Source organism: Psychromonas sp. psych-6C06 (assembly GCF_002835465.1).
Classification (GTDB): Bacteria; Pseudomonadota; Gammaproteobacteria; order Enterobacterales; family Psychromonadaceae; genus Psychromonas.
The window spans coordinates 15,920-37,895 of the sequence record NZ_PIZM01000016.1 but is presented as its reverse complement, the minus strand read 5'-3'; the positions used below and the strand labels follow the sequence as shown (position 1 = coordinate 37,895).

Sequence of the window (21,976 nt, the reverse complement as noted above, 5' to 3'; positions counted from 1 at the left end):
ATTAAGGCTTCATACTATCTCAAAATGGTTATTCAGGCACGAGTTTGGCGCTTTATACAGAAAGCATTGGGATTAAGCTTGCTATTGAGCTTTTTAATGAGCATTACTACCTCATCAAATAGTCGATTTCGTTGCCTGTTAATGTGTAAAGCAGATGAATTAACAAGAAAAATAGTCAATATTCTTTCTAATTTGTGGTTAACATCAAATAACGCGAGCATTTTATGAACAGATCGAGTAGAATGCGCCTCCCTCGTATTCAGATTCAAAGAATCATTACGAAATCTTCAGATTAGACCTACTACGCGTTATTACATTTTATTAAATAACACGCGAGAATTATTAAATGGTTTCAACATAAGTTGGAACGATTGAGGTGACGTAGGTATATGCTGAATTGACGCGTTTATGCTTCGCTAAAACGCAGAATTTATACAAATCATGAGGCCTCTATGTCAGAGTCAAATACAACAGAAACAACAATTACTTTTAACGATCTAAACTTACCTGCAGAACTCATTCAAGTCGTTGCAGAAATGGGTTACGAAACACCTTCTCCTATCCAAGCACAAACAATCCCACACCTATTAAATGGTGAAGATGTACTTGGCCTTGCACAAACGGGTACAGGTAAAACAGGTGCTTTCGCATTACCGCTTTTAGCAAATATCGACCTTTCTATTAAGAAACCACAGGTATTAGTATTAGCACCTACACGTGAGTTAGCGATTCAAGTAGCAGAAGCGTTCCAAAGCTACTCTCGTCATCTACGTGGTTTCCACGTTATGCCAATTTACGGTGGCCAAAGCTACAACATTCAGTTTAAACAACTAAACCGTGGCCCACAGGTTGTTGTTGGTACGCCTGGTCGTATTATGGATCACCTAAAACGAAAAACATTAGACCTTTCTGGGCTGAACGCATTAGTGCTTGATGAAGCAGATGAAATGTTACGCATGGGGTTCATCGATGACGTTGAAACGATCATGAAAGATATGCCTGAAAAGCATCAAACAGCATTGTTTTCTGCAACAATGCCAGATCAAATTAAACGTATTACTAAACGTTACATGAACAACCCAACAGAAGTGAAGATCAAAGCAAAAACGTCTACTGTTGAAAACATCGAACAGAAATGTTGGATTGTACGTGGTGTTAATAAGCTTGATGCATTAACACGTATGTTAGAAACAGAAGAGTTCGATGGCGCAATCATCTTTGCACGTACTAAGACTGCAACGGTTGAGTTAGCAGAGCGCTTAGAAGCACGTGGTTACCGCAGCGCAGCATTAAACGGTGATATGAACCAGCAGACACGTGAGCGCACAATCGCACGTATTAAGTCAGGTAGTTTAGATATTTTAGTGGCAACAGATGTTGCGGCACGTGGTCTTGACGTTGAGCGTTTAAGCCTAGTAGTTAACTACGATATTCCAACAGATACCGAATCTTACGTTCACCGTATTGGTCGTACAGGCCGTGCAGGACGTAAAGGTAAAGCGATTTTATTTGCAGCACCGCGTGAACGTCGCCTATTAAAAGCGATTGAACGTGCGACGCGTCAAGAGATCACTATCATGGACTTACCAACACGTGATGAAGTTACTAAAACACGTATTGAAAGCTTCCAAACAAAACTATTCTCAGTTTGTGAAAGTGAAGACTTAACGTTCTACCGCACTTTGTTTGAGCAAATTGAAAACAATACCGAGATCGATGATTTAGACCTTGCTGCCGCACTACTTTTCTTAGCACAAAAAGAAAAACCACTGCAGCCTGTAGAAGAGAAATTTGTAGAACCTCGCTCAAACGATCGTGGTTTTGACCGTGGTGATCGCAATGATCGTGGCCGTGGACGTAACGACCGTTCTCGTGGTGATCGTGGAGATCGTTCAGAGCGCGGTGGTGACAAACCTCGCGGCCGTGGCCGCCCAACAGACGTTGAGTTAGAAACATACCGTTTAGATGTTGGCCGTTCACATGGTGTACAAGTTAAAAACATCGTTGGTGCAATTGCAAATGAAGCGAATATTAACAGCCGCTTTATCGGTGATATCAAATTAAATGATAATTACTCGACCATTGAATTGCCAAAAGGGATGCCAGAAAAAACAATGAAACATCTTGAAGGTGTATATGTTTGTAAGCGCCAACTAAACATCAAAAAAGATTAGTTTTTCATTTTAATCGAACCATAAAAGGAAGCTTTTAAGCTTCCTTTTTTTTATCCCAAGATCCATTCAACTGATTCTAATACACCCAATAAAAACATAACACACTGTTTTTAAAGAAAATAAAGTTTCAGTTTAGCGAAAAGACTAATATCATCAAGAAACACTGCTCTATGATAGAAACATAACCTACACATAAACATAACTTATTGTTTTTAAATAACTAACAAACTCAACTGATGATTTTCAACCTCCTAAGCACTATTATTTAGCCACTATCCTTGCGATTATTACCTGGCGCTAATAAAAGTACCCATTTGAGTTAGCAAAATTTTTTCTTCGTTTTGAAGATCCTTAGCCACTCTATTTAAGGCCCATTAATAGAGTGGCTTTTTTTATTGTTTATTTTCTCTTTTATCTCGTCTGCTTTAAACCTTTCTAATCAAGCCATCATTTTTCTTAGAAGCAATTTATGTCGTTTGCTATTAGTAGCGCTTTAAAATTAAAACAAAAAAAAGCCCAATCAATTGATTGGGCTTATGCCGAAATAAAAGTCGCTCACGTTATTTTTTAGTAGGGCGTTTCCAATTATTCAGATTACGTTGCTTCGTTCGAGCAACCGCTAATGCATCTTCAGGTACATCATTCACAATGGTTGTTCCTGCAGCTGTTGTTGCACCATTACCAATAGAAACTGGTGCAATAAGTTGACAGTCACTACCAACAAACACATCATTGCCAATTTTAGTTGGGTATTTATTAGCGCCATCATAATTACAAGTAATTACTCCTGCACCAATATTCACGTTACGTCCTAACGTACTATCACCCAAATAGCTTAAGTGACCACATTTAGTACCATTACCTAAAGTAGATTTTTTAATTTCAACAAAATTACCAACATGCACATTTTTTTCGATGACACTTTCAGGACGAATACGCGCAAAAGGCCCAATGGTTGAGTTGTCGCCAATACGGCTACCTTCAATGATCGAGTTCGGCTTAATTTCAACGTTATTTTCGATATCACAATCAATTAAAATACAGTTAGCACCAATAACAACACCATCGCCTAAGTTAACATTACCTTTAATAATAACATTAATATCGATATCAACATCTTGGCCACAAGTTAGCTCACCACGTAAATCAAAGCGATCAGGATCGCGTAACATAACACCGCGTAGCAACAGTTTTTCAGCTTCTAAGCGTTGATAAGCACGCTCTAGTTTAGAAAGTTGTAAGCGGTTATTAACCCCTTCTACTTCTACCGTACTGCTTGGGTGGACAGCACCAATAACACGCCCCTCTTGGTGTGCCATTTTAATAATATCCGTCACATAATATTCACCGGCGGCGTTATCATTACGTAATGCTGGTAGCCAACGACGTAAATCACGTGCATTAGCGACTAAAATTCCAGTATTAACTTCTTTAATTTCACGTTGATTTTGTGTTGCATCTTTCTGTTCGATAATTGCACTTACATCACCATCAACACGCTCAATACGACCGTAACCAGTTGGATCATCCAGCTTAACAGTTAATAATCCAATGCCTCCTTCTGGTTGAACATCAATTAATTGTTGCAAGGTATGCGCAGTTAACAAAGGAACATCACCGTATACCATGAGAATTTTTTCAGTTTCTCTAAAATGTGGCTGGGCAATTTGCATTGCATGGCCAGTACCTAATTGCTCTGTTTGTTTTATCCAATTAAGACGACGTTCAGTGATCGCCTCTTTCATTTGATCGCCACCATGACCATAAATTAAATGAATATTTTCTGCACCAACACCTTTTACCGTGTCAATAACGTGTTGTACCATCGGTTTGTCTGCAATTTTATGCAGTACTTTAGGAAGACGTGAGCACATGCGCGTGCCTTTACCAGCGGCAAGAATAACAACACTTAAAGCCATAATGTGGATTCCATATAATGAGAAAAAAAAAGGGTATTTTAACGAATAAACAATCAACTGCGAATAGCAAACAGCAAATAAATAACATTTCTCTCTGTTTATTATTAATTATTTAGCACATTAAGGATAAGATATGTGCTCAAACATTCAAAATAGGCCTAGTTTAATGAAACAACAAATATTAAAAGAGATGCGCGTGCTTGCTGAAATTGATGTCGCATCTGAAATTCAAACTCGCATCGATTTCATTAAAAGTAAACTACAACAAGCTTATTGCCATACCTTAGTGCTTGGCATTAGCGGTGGCGTTGACTCTAGTACTGCTGGGCGTTTATGCCAGTTAGCCGTTGAGCAACTCAATGATTCAGAGAATAACGAACAATACCAATTTATCGCAGTGCGTCTACCCTATGCAATCCAAAAAGATGAAGATGAAGCACAACTTGCATTACAATTTATCCAACCCTCGCATAGTGTCAGTGTGAATATCCAGTCTGGTGCAGATGGCATTCATGAGAACACTCTTTCTGCTTTGCAGACAAGCTCAGCCTCTCTTGCCACTCATGCCAACATAGACTTCGTTAAGGGCAATGTAAAAGCACGTATGCGTATGATTGCACAGTATGAAATAGCGGGATTAACAGGTGGCTTAGTCGTCGGTACAGACCACAGCGCAGAAAACATTACAGGCTTTTACACTAAGCATGGTGATGGAGCTTGTGATTTAGCCCCTTTGTTTGGCCTTAACAAACGTCAAGTACGTGCCCTAGCAAAACATCTTGGCGCGCCAGCATTATTAGTTGAAAAGGCCCCGACTGCCGATTTAGAAGAGGATAAACCTCAGCTAGAAGATGAAATTGCACTGGGCATGACCTACGACCAAATTGATGATTTTTTAGAGGGAAAAACGGTACCGCAGGAGATTGAAGATAAACTCATTGCTATCTATCAACGCACTCAACATAAGCGTCAACCAATCCCTACTATTTACGATTAAATTTTTCGATTTATTTCTAGCGCGAAGCCTGAGCGGTCTCCTTTAAAAATAGGATGACCGCTAATAGCAAGCATTCACCACTTATCCCACCTCTTCCTGCACTTTTATTAATTTAGATCAGTCAAAAAACTAGCCAGAGTAAAGTAGTTAATGGTAAGTTTAACGTACGGTTAATAGATGACCGGATACTCAAATACTATTAAGGAAGTTAGTCCCATGAAAAAAGTTGGTTTAGTTGGTTGGCGCGGTATGGTTGGCTCTGTGCTTATGCAAAGAATGCGTGATGAAAATGATTTTGCAACGATTGAGCCTGTGTTTTTCACCACCTCTCAAGTGGGTCTAGCATCACCAGATATTGGAAAACCAACCGATACATTAAAAGATGCATTTGCAATCGACGATCTTGCGAAAATGGATATTATCATTACCTGTCAAGGTGGTGATTACACTAACGAAGTTTACCCAAAACTGCGTGAAAGCGGTTGGAACGGTTACTGGATTGATGCAGCTTCTTCATTACGCATGAAAGATGATGCCATCATCGTATTAGATCCTGTTAATAAAAACGTTATTCAACAGGGCCTAAAAGATGGTGTAAAAACCTATGTAGGCGGTAACTGTACGGTTTCATTACTATTAATCGCATTAGGTGGTCTATTTGAAGCCGATTTAATTGAGTGGGTAACACCGCACACTTACCAAGCTGCTTCTGGTGCTGGTGCACGTAATATGCGTGAACTAATCAGCCAAATGGGTTCGATTAAAGATGTCGTCGCTGACAAGCTTGCTGATCCTGCTTCTGCTATCTTAGAGATAGACCAACAGGTTGCGGAGCATCTTCGTAGTGATGACTTACCAACGGATCAGTTTGGTGCGGCACTTGCAGGTAGTCTAATCCCTTGGATTGATGTACCAATGCCTTCTGGTCAATCAAAAGAAGAGTGGAAAGCTCAGGTTGAAGCAAATAAGATTTTAGGCACAAGCGATAACCAAACACCTATCGATGGATTATGTGTACGTATTGGCGCAATGCGCTGTCATAGTCAAGCGATCACCATGAAATTGAAGAAAGATGTTTCAGTTGCAGAGATTGAAAACATCCTAGCATCTCATAATGAATGGGTAAAAGTGATTCCAAATGAACGTGATGCAACTGTTTCTGATCTTTCACCTGCAAAAGTAACTGGTACGCTAAGTATCCCTGTTGGCCGTATTCGTAAACTAGCAATGGGCCCAGAATACGTGAGTGCATTTACTGTTGGTGACCAATTACTATGGGGTGCGGCAGAGCCACTTCGTCGTATGTTAAACATCTTGCAAGAAGCATAAGCTTCACGTTAATTGTGATTAAGGCCTCTTTGGAGGCCTTTTTTATCTACTTATAAAAACACAAAAATAAACGCTTCATAAACTTCCCTCTGTTTTAATTAAAAATAATCCATAAATAAAAAACTTACATGGCTAGGTTATACACTCATCCCTGCACGCAAAAAACATCAAATAAAGAAAATTAATCCCCCCCAAAAAGATATAACCAAAAGGAATAAGAAAAAGAAAAACAAAACAATTTTTTAGCGTGTAGAGTGAATTTTAAACTCATTCACAAATGCGTTTAAAATATAAAAAAAACACTTCTCAGAATAAAACATCAATAAAAATGAACCATACAGAGAACATTTAATAGTTTGAAGTCGTAGCCAAAAATCATCTTCATTAATTGTTCAGCGCTATTTGTTGGTCTAATATAACTTCATTCACTTATAACTTTTTGTTATATGCAAAAATATTGAATAACTATTCATCAGTAATAATCGTTTAAATTTTATTAATTAGTGCAGCACTTAAGTAATTTCAGGGATCCACTTAATGTCTTTATTGGAAGTAAAAAACCTTCGTATTGAATATCCTTCACGTTTTGGTACTCACACCGCGGTAAAAAACCTCTCTTTTAATATTGAACGTGGTGAAATAGTGGGTGTAGTCGGTGAATCTGGCGCAGGTAAGTCCACCGTCGGTAATGCGATAATCGATCTACTTAGCCCTCCTGGTATTATCGCTGCCGGTGATGTATTCCTTAATGGCGAGACTATTTCTGGTAAAAATACTGAGCAGATGCACCAAATTCGCGGTAATAAAATCGGCTTTATTTTCCAAGATCCAATGACATCATTAAATCCACTATTTACCGTCGAGCAACAGTTACTTGAAACGATCCATGCTAATTTAAGTATGAGCAACACTGAGGCTATGGGGCGTGCAATCAGCTTAATGGAGCAAGTCGGTATCCCAGAACCCGAGTTACGTATTAAACAATACCCTCATCAATTTTCAGGTGGCATGCGTCAGCGTGTGGTGATTGCAATAGCGCTATCAGGTGAACCAGATCTTATTATTGCCGATGAACCAACCACTGCATTAGATGTTTCAATTCAAGATCAAATTCTCACCCTGATTCGAAATTTATGTATCGAAAAACAAGTCGGCTGTATGCTCGTTACCCATGATATGGGCGTTGTCTCCAACGTTACCGATCGTGTAGCAGTAATGTACCGTGGTGATTTAGTTGAATTTGGGACTACAAGGCAAGTATTGGGCTCACCTGAGCATGAATATACACGCAGCTTAATTTCAGCGGTACCACGATCAGATATAAAACTAGGCCGTTTTCCGCTAGTTAGTTATATTGAAGAAGCCCATGAGCTTGAAAAACTAGATGTTAAAAATCACTGGTTAGGACAAAGCCAAGATCAGCGCGACTATAGCGGGCCACTTCTCAATGTCGAAAATGTCAGCCTACGTTTTGTTACTAAAGACTCATTTTTTGAAAGTAAACGCGAATATGTGCAAGCAAATAAAAATGTTAGTTTTTCTATTAACGAAGGTGAGACTTTTGGTTTAGTTGGCGAATCAGGCTCAGGAAAGTCAACCATCGCACGTGTCATTGCAGGACTTTACCCACCAAATGAAGGAGTAATCACTTTTGAGGGGATCGATTTGACCGCATTAAAGTCAGAAAAACAACGCCGTCCAATAAGGCGCCAGATGCAAATGGTCTTTCAAAACCCTTACACCTCAATGAATCCACGTATGAAGATCTACGATATTATTGCAGAGCCGATTCGATTCCATAAATTAGCCTCTTCTGAGCACCAGATTCAGAAAATTGTATTTGACCTACTTGAACACGTCGGCCTAGGCAGAATGGCAGGAGTAAAATACCCACATGAATTTTCTGGTGGCCAGCGTCAACGAATCTCAATAGCACGTGCATTGGCGACTCGTCCTCGCCTACTTATCTGTGATGAACCAACATCTGCTTTAGATGTTTCAGTGCAAGCTCAAATTTTAAACCTACTTAAAGATCTACAGGATGAATTAAATTTAACTATGTTATTTATCAGCCACGATCTCCCTGTTATTCGCCAGGTTTGTGATCGAATTGGCGTGATGCGCCAAGGGCAACTTGTGGAGGTCAGTGACAGCGAACAACTCTTTACCAATGCACAACATGAATACAGCCAACACCTCGTCTCGCTTATGCCAGAGTTTAAAGGCTTACGCACAGCGTTATAAACAATTCACTTGATATTAAAGGAAATAAACGGATGAAACTTTTGAAAACAAAGCTAGCAATAGCATTACTTGCAACAGGTTTAAGCTTTTCAGCAACGGCTGCCGATATCACTATTGCTTATGACTCAGATCCAGTAACCCTTGATCCACATGAGCAGCTATCCGGTGGTGTAATGCAGATGTCTCATATGTTATTTGATCCATTGGTACGTTTTGATAAAGCGTTTAACTTTGAAGCACGTATTGCTGAGAAATGGGAGCGTGTTGATGATACAACCTTCCGTTTTACACTACGCAAAGATGTTACTTTCCATTCAGGTAATAAATTAACCGCAGATGATGTTGTATGGACCTTTAACCGCTTAAAAAAATCAGGTGATTACAAAGCCATTTTCTCACCTTATAAAGAACTTAAAAAAATTGATGATTACACAGTAGAAATTATCTCTACTGAACCGTACCCGTTAGTATTACAAACTGCGACCTACATTTTCCCAATGGACAGTAAATTCTATTCGGGGGAAATTGACGGAAAAGATAAAGCAATTATCGTAAAGCATGGTAACTCATTCGCATCAACTAACGTATCAGGTACAGGTCCTTTTATTGTCACTTCTCGTGAGCAGGGTATCAAAGTGGTATTTGAACGTTTTGATAATTACTGGGATAAAAAATCACCAGGTAATGTTGATAAATTAACAATGGTGCCTATCAAAGAAAATGCAACACGCGTTGCAGCCCTGCTGTCAGGCGGTGTAGATCTAATTCACCCTGTTGCACCGAACGATCATAAACGTGTAATTAAAACAAAAGGAATTGAATTAACAACCGTTCCAGGCACACGTGTCATAACTTTACAAATGAATCAAAACAGCAATGAAGCATTAAAAGACGTACGTGTTCGTCAAGCCATTGTCCATGCTATCAATAACGAAGGTATTGTTAAGAAAATAATGAAAGGCTTTGCAACCACTGCAGGCCAACAAAGCCCGACAGGTTATGCAGGCCATGATGAGAATTTAGTGCCACGTTACGACCTTAAAAAAGCACGCGCCCTCATGAAAGAGGCAGGTTACGAAAAAGGCTTTAACTTAACTATGATGGCACCCAATAACCGCTATGTTAACGATGCACAAATTGCACAAGCAACGTCGTCAATGCTATCAAAAATTGGCATTAAGGTAGATCTTAAAACGATGCCAAAAGCGCAATATTGGCCTGAGTTTGATAAATGTTCAGCAGATATGATGATGATTGGTTGGCATGCTGATACCGAAGATTCAGCTAACTTCTCTGAATTTTTAACCATGACTCGTGATGCAGAAACTGGCAAAGGTGCATATAACTGTGGTCACTACGCGAACCCTAAATTAGATGCCTTAGTTAATAAAGCCAATGCTGAAACAGATCCGAGCAAACGTTCGGAGATGTTAAAAGAGGTCGAGCAGATCCTTTATAACGATGCTGTATTTGTTCCACTACACTGGCAAAACCTTGCATGGGGCGCAAAATCTAATCTACAAATTTCACCTATCGTTAACGCAATGAACTTTCCATACTTTGGCGATTTAGTTGTGAAATAACCTTAAAGCAACAAAGAGATAAGTTAACTTTTATTGCTTGTCTCTTTGTCCGCTCATGTACTTTTACTTTTTATTAATATGTAGGAATCCCCCATGTTTACCTTTCTGGTTAAGCGACTTTTTCAAGCTTTAGTTGTAATGTTTGTGATTAGCTTAGTCGCCTTTGCAATTCAAGATAACCTCGGAGATCCACTGCGAGAAATGGTTGGACAATCTGTTTCTGAAGAGGAGCGCCAAGTGTTACGTGAAGAGCTTGGTTTAAATGATCCCTATCTCACTAAATATACTCGCTTTATAGGTAGCGCCCTTCAGGGTGATTTAGGCAACTCTTACTTTTTCAAACGCCCCGCCACCGAAGTGATTTTAGATAAATTACAAGCGACCTTAGAGTTAGTATTTGGCGCAGCGTTAATCATTATTGCCGTCTCTATCCCCCTTGGCGTGTATTCCGCCATTCACCCTAAAAGCATCTGGACTAAGGTAATCATGGCACTTAGCAGTATCGGTATCTCTGTTCCGGTTTTCTTAACTGCAATTATCCTAATGTATATATTTTCAGTCGAACTCAATTGGCTCCCCTCCTATGGTAGAGGAGAAACAGTGAATATATTAGGCTGGGAAACAGGCTTCTTGAGTAAAGATGGCTTGTTACACTTGGTGTTACCTTGCGTTTCATTGGCTTCAATCATGTTACCGCTATTTATCCGCTTGGTAAGATCTGAAATGCTTGAGTCATTAAGCTCAGAATATGTGAAATTTGCTACCGCCAAAGGGTTGCCAATGAATAAGGTGTATTATCAGCATGCGCTGAAAAATACCATGCTCCCATTACTAACCGTTGGTGGTGTTCAAATAGGTACCATGGTTGCTTATACCATTCTTACTGAAACCGTTTTCCAATGGCCAGGTACAGGCTTTCTATTTTTAGAGGCTATTAACCGTGTTGATACCCCGCTGATCACCGCTTACGTTATTTTTGTAGGCTTAATTTTTGTGATCACTAATACTATCGTTGACCTGTTATACGGAGTGATCAATCCAACCGTTAATATTACTGGCAAAGAGGCATAATCATGGAGAACACCAACATGGATAACAGCGTGCCAAATACCTCTGATAATCTGATGCCAACACGCTGGCAGAAGCTCAAAAAATCAGATTTTATTTATCATTTCAAACGAGACAAAGTGGCAATGGTCAGCTTTGCGCTATTTTTAGCTTTCTTTCTAGCAGCTCTATTTGCACCACTACTATCGCCAACCAACCCCTATGACCTTATGGTGATCGATATCATGGACTCTGAATTACCCCCTAGCTGGATGGAAGATGGTGATAGTCGTTTTCTATTAGGTACGGATGATCAAGGTCGCGATATTCTTTCCACTATCTTATATGGTTCTCGCTTATCACTGACTATCGGATTTTTAGCAGTGGGGGTACAACTTGTTCTTGGTACGATTATTGGTTTGTCTGCCGGTTATTTTGGTGGACGTATCGATAGTTTCTTAATGCGCTTTGCAGATGTTCAATTGTCGTTTTCGACCATGATGGTGGCAATTATTGTTTCAGCCATTTTCAAAGCTAGTTTTGGCGCGGAGTTCTTTAGTGAATATGCTGTGATCATGTTAGTGGTCATTATTGGGGTTGCTGAGTGGCCTCAATATGCACGTACCATTCGAGCCTCAGTACTCGCAGAAAAGCAGAAGGAGTATGTAGAAGCTGCGCAGGTTATGGGGTTTAAAGCAGGGCGTATTATGTTCCGTCATATTCTTCCGAACTGTTTATCACCTATTTTGGTGATCTCAACGGTGCAGGTTGCTAATGCCATCATGTCTGAAGCGGCGCTATCGTTCTTAGGACTAGGGCTACCGGTTGATCAACCTTCATTAGGCGCACTGATCAGTATCGGCTTTAAATATATCTTCTCTGGTGCATGGTGGATCACTATTTTCCCGGGGATTGTTTTAGTTTCACTGGTATTAGTGATCAACTTATTAGGCGACTGGTTACGTGATCTGTTTAACCCTAAGCTTTATAAAGGCTAGGTTAAGTCGCTAACGCAGCTCATTAAAAAGCCTGAATGCATATCACCTTCAGGCTTTTTTAGTTTTAACTTTTGATGCTGGAAAAGAAACGTTCACTGAAAATGGAATAGACCATTATCTGCCCTGCTACAATCGCACAAAACATTAATAGTGCCGACAAACCAATATTAGGGATCGGTAAAATGGCCGTTGCAAAGAAAGACTCACTCGCCCCCACCAAAATACGACTACCTGGGACTAAAACAATAATACCGAGAATGATATATACCAACGCGGGTACTTTACGGATACGCCCAGCAAGTAGACCGTAAAGGGTAATTATCATGGTACTTATCCACGTGCCGATCACCCAATCAGAAGTAAACCAATGGGGTCCCCACATACCAACAGCAGCAACCGGCAATCCGATAATAATATCGCTAAAATTGGCATTAAAAATAATACCGACACCTATCGAAATCACGATTAAAGCCATAATGTGCAAGGCTAATGGAATTTCATTAACGAAATTAGTCGCAGCTGTATAATCAACAAGCAGTTTCGATAAACTTAATCCGAGTACCACGCCAATAAATATTTTTATTCCCACCAGCGCACTTTGTGCCAATAATTCAATACCAGAACGAAAATCGTTAATGGCTAAACTCATCAATGCATTGGTCACCGTTAAGCCCGGAATAAACAAGACAATAGAGGCGATACATAACGCTAATATGGGCAGTTCGGGCAACTGCGATGCTAACAACCCCACAGTAAAGCTGGCGCAAAGTGCGACAAAAAACTCCACTAATATGGCTCGCTCTCCGGTTAATAGGTTTTGTGCTGCCCAAGCAATAAAGCCTAATAAAGCTGCAATCATTACCGCTATATAGGTGCTACCCACCAGCATTAGATAACAGGGAGGCATCAATATATTAGCGATGCATAACGTACTGTTTGAATAACTTTTGGCATCACAATATGGTCTGTCATCGGATAAACATGACAGGGTTGCAATTAAATCACGTAAATTTACTGATGGCGGTTTTTTATCCTGTATAACTACACGCTGATGCTCACCTTCAAAAACCGTGATCATTTTGGTGGGCGTCACGTCAATAGACAACTCAACCTGCTTTTTCTGCGCATAAGCTTGTGTATATTTAGCAACCGAGCGAGGTGCACAACCTGATTTATGTAACCTATCGGCAAAGGAGAGGATATCCTCCTGCAGTGGCTGTAAATGTGTATCTTTATTCATGCTTATTCATCTTGAGTAATAAAACGTAAGTAAACCGCCCCACCATTGATAATAAGTATCTTGATGGTATTAGGCTCGCTATTATCACGCCTAATTTCTTACTGTAAAGCAACAATGAAGTAAATCGTAATTTAAAGGTGATAGAGGGGATTTTTGAATAAAGCGCTAGGGATACTCAAAGTGTTACCGAAATGCTGAATTGATACATGAAGAAAATGGGAACAGAGCCGAAACCCTGCCCCCATTAGGTGGAACCGTTAATTGATACTTAATAAACGTCCGCGTGCTACATCTTCCTCAAGCATCTCTGCAGACAATCTGTTTTGCTTGTGTTCTCCGTGATCATGATTATGATGATCATGGCTATGGTGAACATCATGGTGAGTGGCATGCTGTGCTATTTTTTGCTGTAATTTGTTTTCATCTAAGTAAGTCGCCGTTAACTCACTGCAAAAATCTTCGCTCCACAGGGCGCGACTGCTATCATCTGACATAATCATTTCTGCCTTCGCCCCTAAGCTGTCCATATAGAACATACCTAGCTCTTCTCCAGTCGCTCCGGTATGTTTAATTAAGTTTTTAAACGCCGGTTCTTGGTCTTGGTCAGTTAAATAACCATTTTTATAGCACACCGTTAAACTGATAATATCGTTACCAGTAGCCTCTAGTGTTGGACTGAAATGGTTGTGGCTATGGCCATGCTCTGACGCAAATAAGAGTGCCGGACTAAGTAATAATGTACTGATAAATAGCGTTGTTAATCGTTTCATATTAGTTCCACCTTTTATTGTTGTAATTGATCTGCTCGCTAGGCACTAAAGTTATAAAGATGATTCTGCGGTAATTTTCGCAGGGGGTATGGAGTGCGCCATTGGATTAACTTTCCACTCGCCCTTTGCTTTTAACGCTATCGCCAGTGCCTGTGCATCTTTACATACCTGCGCTGGTTTGCTGTCTGCCCAATAAGCAGGGCCAGAGGTGTAACCACACATTACCGTAAAACTGTTCTCTCCATTCTTAGTGGTATATTCAGTAATAATCGTGCCCCCTTGGCCATGCACCACTTTTAAAGATCCTTTATCTGCAACGTGTATTTCATCATTAGGGTTTGGCTTCACATAGGTTGAATAGGTCCCTTTTTCTGACATATATGGGTTATCGTATTGCGTGTAGCCGGGTTTTTCTGATGGCATCGTTAACTCGTAGTTAGGGTCAATATCCGCCAAACGATCTTTATTGTTCATTGCACCAGGCTGATAGTCCTGTGCATTTGAGATAGCACTTTTATTTTGCGAAGCAAAAGCGCTACCTGATAGCAGGCTTAAGATGATGACCGTTAATATTGATTTTTTCATAATAAACTCCAAATTTTTGTTAGATGTTCATGTCTCTAATATATTGATAAGTGGGGAATAGGTTCCCCACTGTCACTATTGCTGTCGCATTATTTATCTGTACCAGCACCTTTGCCCGGCTCTGTCGGACGTGTTACCGATTTACGCTCTAAGTTGTGGTGCTCGCGCATTCTATCCATATACTCTTGCTTCGTATTCATGCCCTCTTTCATTGCTTTTGGCACGTCTTCAGCAGGGATCACGATATCGCGATCAACAGGCCACTCAGTCATGAGTTCAGGCATATAGCCCTCTGGGTAGTACAGTTTTGGATCAATCTCTAAATCACGGATCTCTTGCTCTTGAATATCTTCACGCGAATTTTTGGGCAATGGGATACGGAACTCTGAACCATCAGCCATATCAAATTGCGGTGCACGAGCATTAGGGAAGTCAGGCAAGATGCCTTCACGAACCCAAGCATTGTCTTTGGTCATATTCACAACGATACCGTCTGGCGCACCAAAGTGATAAGGCCCCTTCCAATGATGTCGTACCTCTGCTACCGTTTCTTCATTTAAATATGGGTCAAAGGTCATATGTGTTGTCATGAATAAACGTGGCTGCACTTCATTTGCAACATAACCAGCAGCATAAGCCGGTGTGTGATGCGTATCAACGGTGTAACGTGCTAAAAACGGTGGCACACCTTGGATAATCGATGACACACCAAAAATCTCAGTTTGTAACTCTGTAATAAACAGATCTGCCCCTTTTGCATATTTCAAATCAAGCTCGGTTGGGCGACCATCACCCGTCCAAACAAATGACAATACGCGTCCATCATCTTGCGTCCAATTTAAACGGTAACCCGACGCCCCATCTTTTGCATGACTACGACGCCAGTGGATCACTTGTACGTTATCTTGGTCATAAATCACGCCGCCATCATCACGGAAGTCAAACTCATGAACAACAATGTCGTTACCGGCAGGGAATACATCAAAAGCATCGGTATGCCAGTTAAGCATCTGCTGCATCCCCTCTACCATATGACGAGTACCATACTCAGGTGTTGCACCACTTGGACCGTAGATGTTTAACGGTTTTTCCCAACGACCATTCCAGCCACCAAATTGGTACAGATAAGGTAATGAGCCGTAATGATCAACATGTAAATGTGTAATGAAGATATGATCGAGCTCGTTAAGCGCGACACCGGCCGCCACATAGTTCGCAATGGATGCTTCACCTAAATCGAAGACAAAGTTTGAACCATTACCCAGTTCAACATAGATAGAAGTATTTGCTTGTCCTGGGCGGATCATCGGTGATGTGCCCATAAAGGTCACACGCATCTCATCCGGTTGCACCTCTTCGGTACGCGGGAACCAGTTTGCCCCGGAGACCATATGGTCTCCATAAGGTGCGATACCTTCAAACATGAGCCCCTCTTTCCAGCCACTTTTTGTTGCATCGCGGTAATCGCCCGTATTAACACCACCCATTAATACCGATAAGACCTCTTGCTCGGTGGAATATAATTTACCCTCTGGCTGCGATGCGAGATATTCATCTAAAGTATCACCTTCATGATATTCAAATTTTTCCGTATTCTTAATTTTGCTTTCTGTTTGTTTGGTGTTGTATTGCATCATCGGATCATGTGCCATGAGCGATGTTGAAAAAAGGATCACTGACGTGATCGTTGATAGCTTTGCGAATTTTTTCATAATTTCCACCTTATGGGTTTGTGCGATTAATTAATCACTGTTTTGTATTGATGGAGGGATTATGGCGAGCTATTAAATAACAATATATAATGTGTTTTATATGCAACACATAATAAAATGAGATGTTTATGTCGTCGAATCAGATTGATTTAAATCTTTTAAGGGTGTTTTTAGAGGTATACCGTTTAAACTCGATCACCTTAGCAGCCGAAGCATTAGACTCAACTCAACCGGCAGTCAGTGGCATATTAAAACGTCTGAGTAAACAGCTAGGGCAAACACTTTTTATACGCGAAGGAAGAGGCATTGCGCCCACCAACGTAGCGGTGCAATTAGCCAATGATATTGGCCCATTATATGTGGGGGTTGATAATGCACTGGATAATTTAAAAAGCTTTGATATTCAGCATCCACGTACTTTCAATGTCTTTGTAACAGAGCCCATGATGCTACTTTTACAACCCCTCGTCGATACAGATAGTACAATGGGTGCCTGCCGTATTAATTTTCAGCTTGCCCCCAACGCGCAAACACAATTACTAGAAAAATTAAGTCGACAACAATCTGATTTAGCCATTGATTTTGGAAGCGTTAATCATCCTTCCTATCAAACTAAACACTTTCATCGCGACCAACTCATTATCACTTGCAGTGAAAAACATAATATTATTCAAGGGGAAATCTCATTATCGCAGTTTTATGAAGCAGAGCATGTACGATTAAAGATGCGTAGAACAGGTGTCGATGGGATCACTGCTGTGAGTAAAATACCTTTAAAAGAGCGGCAAATAATGGCGGATTGCGATTCGATTATTTCAGGCTTAGCACTCGCCTCTAATAGCAATATTCTCTGCGTCGCCCCACGAAGCATGAGTCTCGTTTATGCCCCATTATTCAAATTACAAGCGTTAACCTTGCCATTTGCAACACACCCGCTAGAGCATTATATGATTTGGCATAAAAGAACAGAGAAAAGTAAAGCACATCAATGGCTTAGAAATAAACTCTTCGCCTTAATTACACAAAAAGCTATCTGATGCCGTAATCATTTGGTGGTCAGAACTAGAACGAATTATCATTTAAAAGGAGTTTAATGAAAAAATATAAACGACTAGCGACAGCGCTTATCTTACCGCTATTGTATCAGTCTCCAGCTATTGCCTCATTTACCGATCCCGTTGATGGTAAATTTGATCTTGGTAATCACCTTGCCGAAAATGCTTATGGTTTTCTCCCTATTCCTATTCTCATCACGGAGCCATCTGTAGGGCTTGGAGTTGGGGTGGCAGGTGTATTTCTGCATGAGAGTGAAGAAGATAAAGAAAAACGCAAACAACTCGCTCTGACTTCTCTCGATGGTGGTGCTCAGTTAATACCACCCGCGGTCACCGTGGCAGGAGCAGCAGGAACAGAAAACGGTACTTGGTTTGCTTTTGCCGGTCATCGACGCTCATGGTTCAAAGATTCAATTCGTTATGTAGGTGGCGTTGGTGGTGGTAGAGCAAACCTTGATATATACAGTGACATCAGTATTGGAGGCACAAATAACACCTTTAAATTTGCCACTGAAACCCGGGGAATCTTAGGGGTTCAGCATATCCAATTTCGTATTGCACAGACACCATTAATGTTAGGAGCCAAACAACTGTTAGGGAAAAGCACTATCAGCTCAGATAACAAAGTGATTGATAGTATAATGGCACTCACCCTAGGCAGTGATGCAGTCACCTCTGGGCTCGGTCTTACCGCAATATACGATACGCGCAACAATATATTCCTGCCTACCGAAGGCTATTCTGTTGCTGGAGAATATATGGTTTACGATAGTAAAATAGGCAGTGACTGGAACTACTCAAATTTGGATCTCAAAGCAGAGACATATATCCCTCTTGCAGAACAATGGATATTAGCCTTTGCTGGTAATTATCAGTATTTTAACAGTGACGATACGTTTTTGCCGCCAACGGTAAAACCCTATGTAAAATTACGCGGTATCCCCTCATATCGGTATCAAGGCGATACGATCGCCACTATCCAGTCACAAGTCAGTTATAAAGTCGATACGCGCTGGCTAGTTTCTACCTTTTATGGCACGGGTTTTACTGAAACAAAAACCGATATGACGCTTTCTAACAATGAAGAGCTAACTAATACCGTACAAGCCTATGGTGTCGGTTTTCGTTATCAAATTGCACGCCGTTATGGATTATTTATTGGTGCAGACATTGCCTTTAGCAAAGATGATAATGCCCTTTACTTCAATGTAGGTAGCGGTTTTTAACATGACTATAGTTGGATAATATAGTAGCGAAAACAATCCATTATGCCAATTACAGTAAATAGCCGATCTCTTTTACTGATTAAAAAGCACTTCTCGAATGAAGACGTTTTCCTATGCAAAATTTAAATCACACACTATGTGTGTATGTGTGAATGGTATTGTTCTTTTAAGGTTAAATAATAAGTATAAAAAAACCGAACTTCCGCGGGAGGTTCGGTTTTATTCATTTAATAAGATGAGCTGAATATGCGGTTAATAGGTCGTAAATTAGCGATTTCTTTTATTATAAAAACCAAAACCTAATAATAAAAATACCATCATGAAAACAGATGCTGGTGCCGGAACCGCTACATTAGCAAATGAAACATCAACACGATGAGCAGCACCAGTTGCATCTAAGCCTTCAGCTTCAAACAAAAGTCCGCCAGCCATATCATATAATGCGATATCAAAAATATCACGAGTTGAACAACAGTTGTTACGTCCAAATAAAGTCAATGAATCCAACTCAGTAGGTGCAGCTAAAAAGATATTTAAAAACGAACTACCGTCATTTTCGTAAGAATGGAAAATATTTGGGTAACCTGCTGGTGAAATACCGTCAATGGCATAATTAGGGCTTGAGTTTGGCCAGTTTGATGAACCTGTAGCTGTCGCACCAGCAGTTGTTAACGCGACATCATTACCTGTACCAGTCTGCGTTGCCACGACTTCTGAAACTTGTAACCAACCTTGCGCATTAAGACTAGATGGCGTCACTACGATTTTTGATACAATGATTAAGCTTGCTGATGCAAATTGGCTCACGCTAAGCAGTACTAAAACACCAATACTAAAGATATATTTTTTCATTTTTATTCCTAAGGGAAGTATAAATTTCTGACGTATTAAATTACCAAGCAAGAAACACACCAAACAAGCAACACATTGAAATACAACAAACTTTATATTAGCAATAACAAGATAAAAAAATTCTGTAAAGAATGCTGACACGTTAGATGTATCTTCAGCGCATCGTTTTTCTATATTTTTTTACAGAAAAGATGATCTTTTAAAGTCCTAAAACGTACTGAGGTTATATCTGAGTGTTTTAATCAGGTAATTTTTACAACACCTGCTAAATTTAGTGGTAGTGAACAATTGTTGTCAGTATTAAATATTTTTTAGTAAAAATATTAATCTGCTTATTACGTTTGCTACCTATAACATCAAATGGAGTATAGACAATGAAAGCATTGGGATTAGGTTTAGGGTTAAGTTTATTAGTGAGCTTGCCAGCTGCTGCACAGCAAGTAAATTATCAAGTTGACGGTAAAAATTACCAAGGCTACTTTGCTAAAGCACAGGGAGAGTCAAAGGGTAGTGTACTACTTATCCATGATTGGGATGGACTAACAGATTATGAGATAAAACGTGCAGATATGCTCGCCAAACAAGGTTATAACACCTTCGCTGCTGACTTATACGGCGAAGGCAACCGTCCTACTGAAACCAAGGCGAAAAAAGAAGAGACAGGAAAGTTATATAAAGATCGTGAAAAAATGCGCAGCTTAATTCTAGCCGGTATTAGTGAATCTAAAAAGCTCAGTAAAGATGAGATGGTTGTGATGGGATATTGCTTTGGAGGAGCGGCTGTCTTGGAACTTGCGAGATCAGCAAAGGCGCCAGAAGTAAAAGGTTATGCTACTTTTCACGGTGGGTTAGCTACGCCAGAAGGACAAAATTACAATAACCTAAATGCACCTATTTTAGTCGCACATGGCGGTGCTGATAGTGCAATCCCATTGAGTCAAGTGTCTGATCTTGGTGTGCAGCTTGAAGCAGTAAAAGCAGACTATGAAATTCAAATCTATTCTGGCGCACCCCATGCTTTTACAGTAATGGGCTCACCTCGTTACCAAGAAGTTGCCGATAAGAAATCATGGAATGCATTTTTAGGCTTCTTAGATACAAACCTATAAGCTACTCATGATCAACTATTAAATGAAAGTGACGGTGTCACTTTCATTGTAAAACCACTGACTTCACAAACAATTTCACCTACACTTATTCTAACAACGGATGTTACTAATGGAATAAGTAGATGTTAAAACAGCAATTAATAACGACAATATTTTCAATAATCATCAGCATTCCAGCTTGTTTTGCCAGCTATCCTAATCGATATTTTGAAGAAACATTCGCCACCGCCATCTTACTATCCGACAACGAGTCTATCAGTTTAGGCATTGCCAACTTTAACCCGGATGCCCTGTTAAGCCCTTCCCATGATGATTTTGCTACTAGCATCAAAGAGGGCGACTCTATAAAGTTACGTAATGAACTCTCTGTTTATAGTATTCCTTACACTTTTGTACTAGATGAAAAAAATCCAATATGGTCAGATAAAATCATGGTGCGTTTTTCCTATGTTGCCCAAAAAAGCAGTAATAATTTATTGGCAGGCACACAATATCAAGCCGATGAGAACAGCGATAAAATATACGCCTTATATAGCGCCTACAGTCATTACACTCCGTTAACCGAAAAATGGAAATTAAGACTTAGACTCGGTGCACATTTAATGCACTTTAAAAATCAATATAGCTATAACAGCAGTCAGTCCAATGAATATAAACCTTTACTCGATGGCATTTATTACAACGTTATTGCTAACGCTGCTATTATTGAGCCTAATGCTAAACTTACTTACACCTATCCAACGACATGGGGTAAATGGCAGTTTTCAGCAGACATGAACTACTTTATTGGCAGTGTTTATTCTGGTGCAGATTCAAGTTCGGGAGCTCAACCTAAAGGGTGGCGGATCAATAATGGATTAAAATTACATTTTGATATCAACCAATCTGCTATGCATGCAGAATCACTATATTTCAAATTTCAACGTATCGATATCCAAGGAGATATGGTTTCACCACTGCAAACAGACCACTACTATGAAGTAGGCATTGGTACTCTCCTCGACATACATAAATACACTAGCTTTGCTAAAAACGTAGGGATAGGTATTAATATTAATAGGGGGAGTGCACTTTCTGGCGGAAGCATTGTATTCTATTTTAATGAATTTTAACCCCGCAACATAATTCAATTAGCA

General features: G+C 40.0%; 17 protein-coding genes. 11 read left to right on the top strand and 6 right to left on the bottom strand.

All coding sequences use genetic code 11. From position 1 onward, the window contains the following. Positions 1–452: 452 nt before the first annotated feature. Entirely contained in the window at positions 453–2,174 is a 1,722-nt protein-coding gene (locus CW745_RS16005) for a DEAD/DEAH box helicase (RefSeq protein WP_101109707.1), read from the top strand. A 560-nt stretch (positions 2,175–2,734) separates the two neighbouring features. Here the strand turns inward: CW745_RS16005 and glmU are convergent. Then, positions 2,735–4,093 (bottom strand): bifunctional UDP-N-acetylglucosamine diphosphorylase/glucosamine-1-phosphate N-acetyltransferase GlmU, encoded by a 1,359-nt coding sequence (glmU, locus tag CW745_RS16000; protein WP_101109706.1) that lies wholly within the window; start codon positions 4,091–4,093, stop codon positions 2,735–2,737. Positions 4,094–4,259: 166 nt separating this feature from the next. Between glmU and nadE the strand changes: the two genes are divergently transcribed. The 6 genes from nadE to CW745_RS15970 all read left to right on the top strand — a co-directional run bounded on the left by nadE (position 4,260) and on the right by CW745_RS15970 (position 12,291). After that, positions 4,260–5,090, top strand: coding sequence for an ammonia-dependent NAD(+) synthetase (gene nadE, locus CW745_RS15995; RefSeq protein WP_101109719.1), 831 nt, complete (start codon positions 4,260–4,262; stop codon positions 5,088–5,090). Positions 5,091–5,306: 216 nt separating this feature from the next. After that, positions 5,307–6,419 carry an aspartate-semialdehyde dehydrogenase gene (asd, locus tag CW745_RS15990; protein WP_101109705.1) on the top strand — a complete coding sequence of 371 codons (1,113 nt, stop codon included), beginning with the start codon at positions 5,307–5,309 and terminating at the stop codon, positions 6,417–6,419. Between the two features lie 537 nt (positions 6,420–6,956). Continuing rightward, positions 6,957–8,663 carry an ABC transporter ATP-binding protein gene (locus CW745_RS15985; RefSeq protein WP_101109704.1) on the top strand — a complete coding sequence of 569 codons (1,707 nt, stop codon included), beginning with the start codon at positions 6,957–6,959 and terminating at the stop codon, positions 8,661–8,663. Between the two features lie 32 nt (positions 8,664–8,695). Continuing rightward, positions 8,696–10,246 carry an ABC transporter substrate-binding protein gene (locus tag CW745_RS15980; protein WP_101109703.1) on the top strand — a complete coding sequence of 517 codons (1,551 nt, stop codon included), beginning with the start codon at positions 8,696–8,698 and terminating at the stop codon, positions 10,244–10,246. A gap of 93 nt (positions 10,247–10,339) precedes the next feature. Beyond that, positions 10,340–11,317 (top strand): ABC transporter permease, encoded by a 978-nt coding sequence (locus tag CW745_RS15975; protein WP_101109702.1) that lies wholly within the window; start codon positions 10,340–10,342, stop codon positions 11,315–11,317. A gap of 2 nt (positions 11,318–11,319) precedes the next feature. Continuing rightward, positions 11,320–12,291: an ABC transporter permease gene (locus CW745_RS15970; RefSeq protein ID WP_238596853.1), complete on the top strand. Its 972-nt coding sequence runs from the start codon at positions 11,320–11,322 to the stop codon at positions 12,289–12,291. Between the two features lie 64 nt (positions 12,292–12,355). Here the strand turns inward: CW745_RS15970 and CW745_RS15965 are convergent, their stop codons facing one another. The 4 genes from CW745_RS15965 to gntH all read right to left on the bottom strand — a co-directional run bounded on the left by CW745_RS15965 (position 12,356) and on the right by gntH (position 16,598). Beyond that, entirely contained in the window at positions 12,356–13,531 is a 1,176-nt protein-coding gene (locus tag CW745_RS15965) for a threonine/serine exporter family protein (protein ID WP_101109701.1), read from the bottom strand. A gap of 257 nt (positions 13,532–13,788) precedes the next feature. After that, positions 13,789–14,301: a hypothetical protein gene (locus CW745_RS15960; RefSeq protein ID WP_101109700.1), complete on the bottom strand. Its 513-nt coding sequence runs from the start codon at positions 14,299–14,301 to the stop codon at positions 13,789–13,791. Positions 14,302–14,352: 51 nt separating this feature from the next. Further along, the gene (locus CW745_RS15955) at positions 14,353–14,886 is read right to left on the bottom strand and encodes a hypothetical protein (protein WP_101109699.1); all 534 of its coding nucleotides are present in this window, start codon (positions 14,884–14,886) and stop codon (positions 14,353–14,355) included. A gap of 89 nt (positions 14,887–14,975) precedes the next feature. Beyond that, positions 14,976–16,598 (bottom strand): guanitoxin biosynthesis MBL fold metallo-hydrolase GntH, encoded by a 1,623-nt coding sequence (gene gntH / locus CW745_RS15950; RefSeq protein WP_101109698.1) that lies wholly within the window; start codon positions 16,596–16,598, stop codon positions 14,976–14,978. 128 nt (positions 16,599–16,726) lie between these two features. Here gntH and CW745_RS15945 point away from each other — a divergent pair, with 128 nt between their 5' ends. Together CW745_RS15945 and CW745_RS15940 are read left to right on the top strand one after the other, a co-directional pair. Next, positions 16,727–17,635 (top strand): LysR family transcriptional regulator, encoded by a 909-nt coding sequence (locus CW745_RS15945; protein WP_193755633.1) that lies wholly within the window; start codon positions 16,727–16,729, stop codon positions 17,633–17,635. Positions 17,636–17,691: 56 nt separating this feature from the next. Continuing rightward, positions 17,692–18,879 (top strand): BamA/TamA family outer membrane protein, encoded by a 1,188-nt coding sequence (locus CW745_RS15940; protein ID WP_101109696.1) that lies wholly within the window; start codon positions 17,692–17,694, stop codon positions 18,877–18,879. A gap of 267 nt (positions 18,880–19,146) precedes the next feature. On the opposite strand, the gene CW745_RS15935 is transcribed toward CW745_RS15940, so the two are convergent. Further along, complete coding sequence (locus tag CW745_RS15935) at positions 19,147–19,731, bottom strand: hypothetical protein (protein WP_101109695.1); 585 nt, start codon at positions 19,729–19,731, stop codon at positions 19,147–19,149. A 374-nt stretch (positions 19,732–20,105) separates the two neighbouring features. Between CW745_RS15935 and CW745_RS15930 the strand changes: the two genes are divergently transcribed. Next, positions 20,106–20,840 carry a dienelactone hydrolase family protein gene (locus CW745_RS15930; protein ID WP_101109694.1) on the top strand — a complete coding sequence of 245 codons (735 nt, stop codon included), beginning with the start codon at positions 20,106–20,108 and terminating at the stop codon, positions 20,838–20,840. Positions 20,841–20,962: 122 nt separating this feature from the next. Then, positions 20,963–21,952 (top strand): Solitary outer membrane autotransporter beta-barrel domain, encoded by a 990-nt coding sequence (locus tag CW745_RS15925; protein ID WP_101109693.1) that lies wholly within the window; start codon positions 20,963–20,965, stop codon positions 21,950–21,952. Positions 21,953–21,976 lie beyond the last annotated feature (24 nt).

Excerpts from the sequence above, each read along its gene's own strand:
- nadE (WP_101109719.1), top strand. The coding sequence starts at position 4,260 with ATGAAACAACAAATATTAAAAGAGATGCGCGTGCTTGCTGAAATTGAT.
- CW745_RS15955 (WP_101109699.1), bottom strand. The coding sequence starts at position 14,886 with ATGAAAAAATCAATATTAACGGTCATCATCTTAAGCCTGCTATCAGGT.
- CW745_RS15980 (WP_101109703.1), top strand. The coding sequence starts at position 8,696 with ATGAAACTTTTGAAAACAAAGCTAGCAATAGCATTACTTGCAACAGGT.
- CW745_RS15935 (WP_101109695.1), bottom strand. The coding sequence starts at position 19,731 with ATGAAAAAATATATCTTTAGTATTGGTGTTTTAGTACTGCTTAGCGTG.
- gntH (WP_101109698.1), bottom strand. The coding sequence starts at position 16,598 with ATGAAAAAATTCGCAAAGCTATCAACGATCACGTCAGTGATCCTTTTT.
- CW745_RS15985 (WP_101109704.1), top strand. The coding sequence starts at position 6,957 with ATGTCTTTATTGGAAGTAAAAAACCTTCGTATTGAATATCCTTCACGT.
- asd (WP_101109705.1), top strand. The coding sequence starts at position 5,307 with ATGAAAAAAGTTGGTTTAGTTGGTTGGCGCGGTATGGTTGGCTCTGTG.
- CW745_RS15965 (WP_101109701.1), bottom strand. The coding sequence starts at position 13,531 with ATGAATAAAGATACACATTTACAGCCACTGCAGGAGGATATCCTCTCC.
- glmU (WP_101109706.1), bottom strand. The coding sequence starts at position 4,093 with ATGGCTTTAAGTGTTGTTATTCTTGCCGCTGGTAAAGGCACGCGCATG.
- CW745_RS15970 (WP_238596853.1), top strand. The coding sequence starts at position 11,320 with ATGGAGAACACCAACATGGATAACAGCGTGCCAAATACCTCTGATAAT.
- CW745_RS16005 (WP_101109707.1), top strand. The coding sequence starts at position 453 with ATGTCAGAGTCAAATACAACAGAAACAACAATTACTTTTAACGATCTA.
- CW745_RS15940 (WP_101109696.1), top strand. The coding sequence starts at position 17,692 with ATGAAAAAATATAAACGACTAGCGACAGCGCTTATCTTACCGCTATTG.
- CW745_RS15975 (WP_101109702.1), top strand. The coding sequence starts at position 10,340 with ATGTTTACCTTTCTGGTTAAGCGACTTTTTCAAGCTTTAGTTGTAATG.
- CW745_RS15930 (WP_101109694.1), top strand. The coding sequence starts at position 20,106 with ATGAAAGCATTGGGATTAGGTTTAGGGTTAAGTTTATTAGTGAGCTTG.
- CW745_RS15945 (WP_193755633.1), top strand. The coding sequence starts at position 16,727 with ATGTCGTCGAATCAGATTGATTTAAATCTTTTAAGGGTGTTTTTAGAG.
- CW745_RS15960 (WP_101109700.1), bottom strand. The coding sequence starts at position 14,301 with ATGAAACGATTAACAACGCTATTTATCAGTACATTATTACTTAGTCCG.
- CW745_RS15925 (WP_101109693.1), top strand. The coding sequence starts at position 20,963 with ATGTTAAAACAGCAATTAATAACGACAATATTTTCAATAATCATCAGC.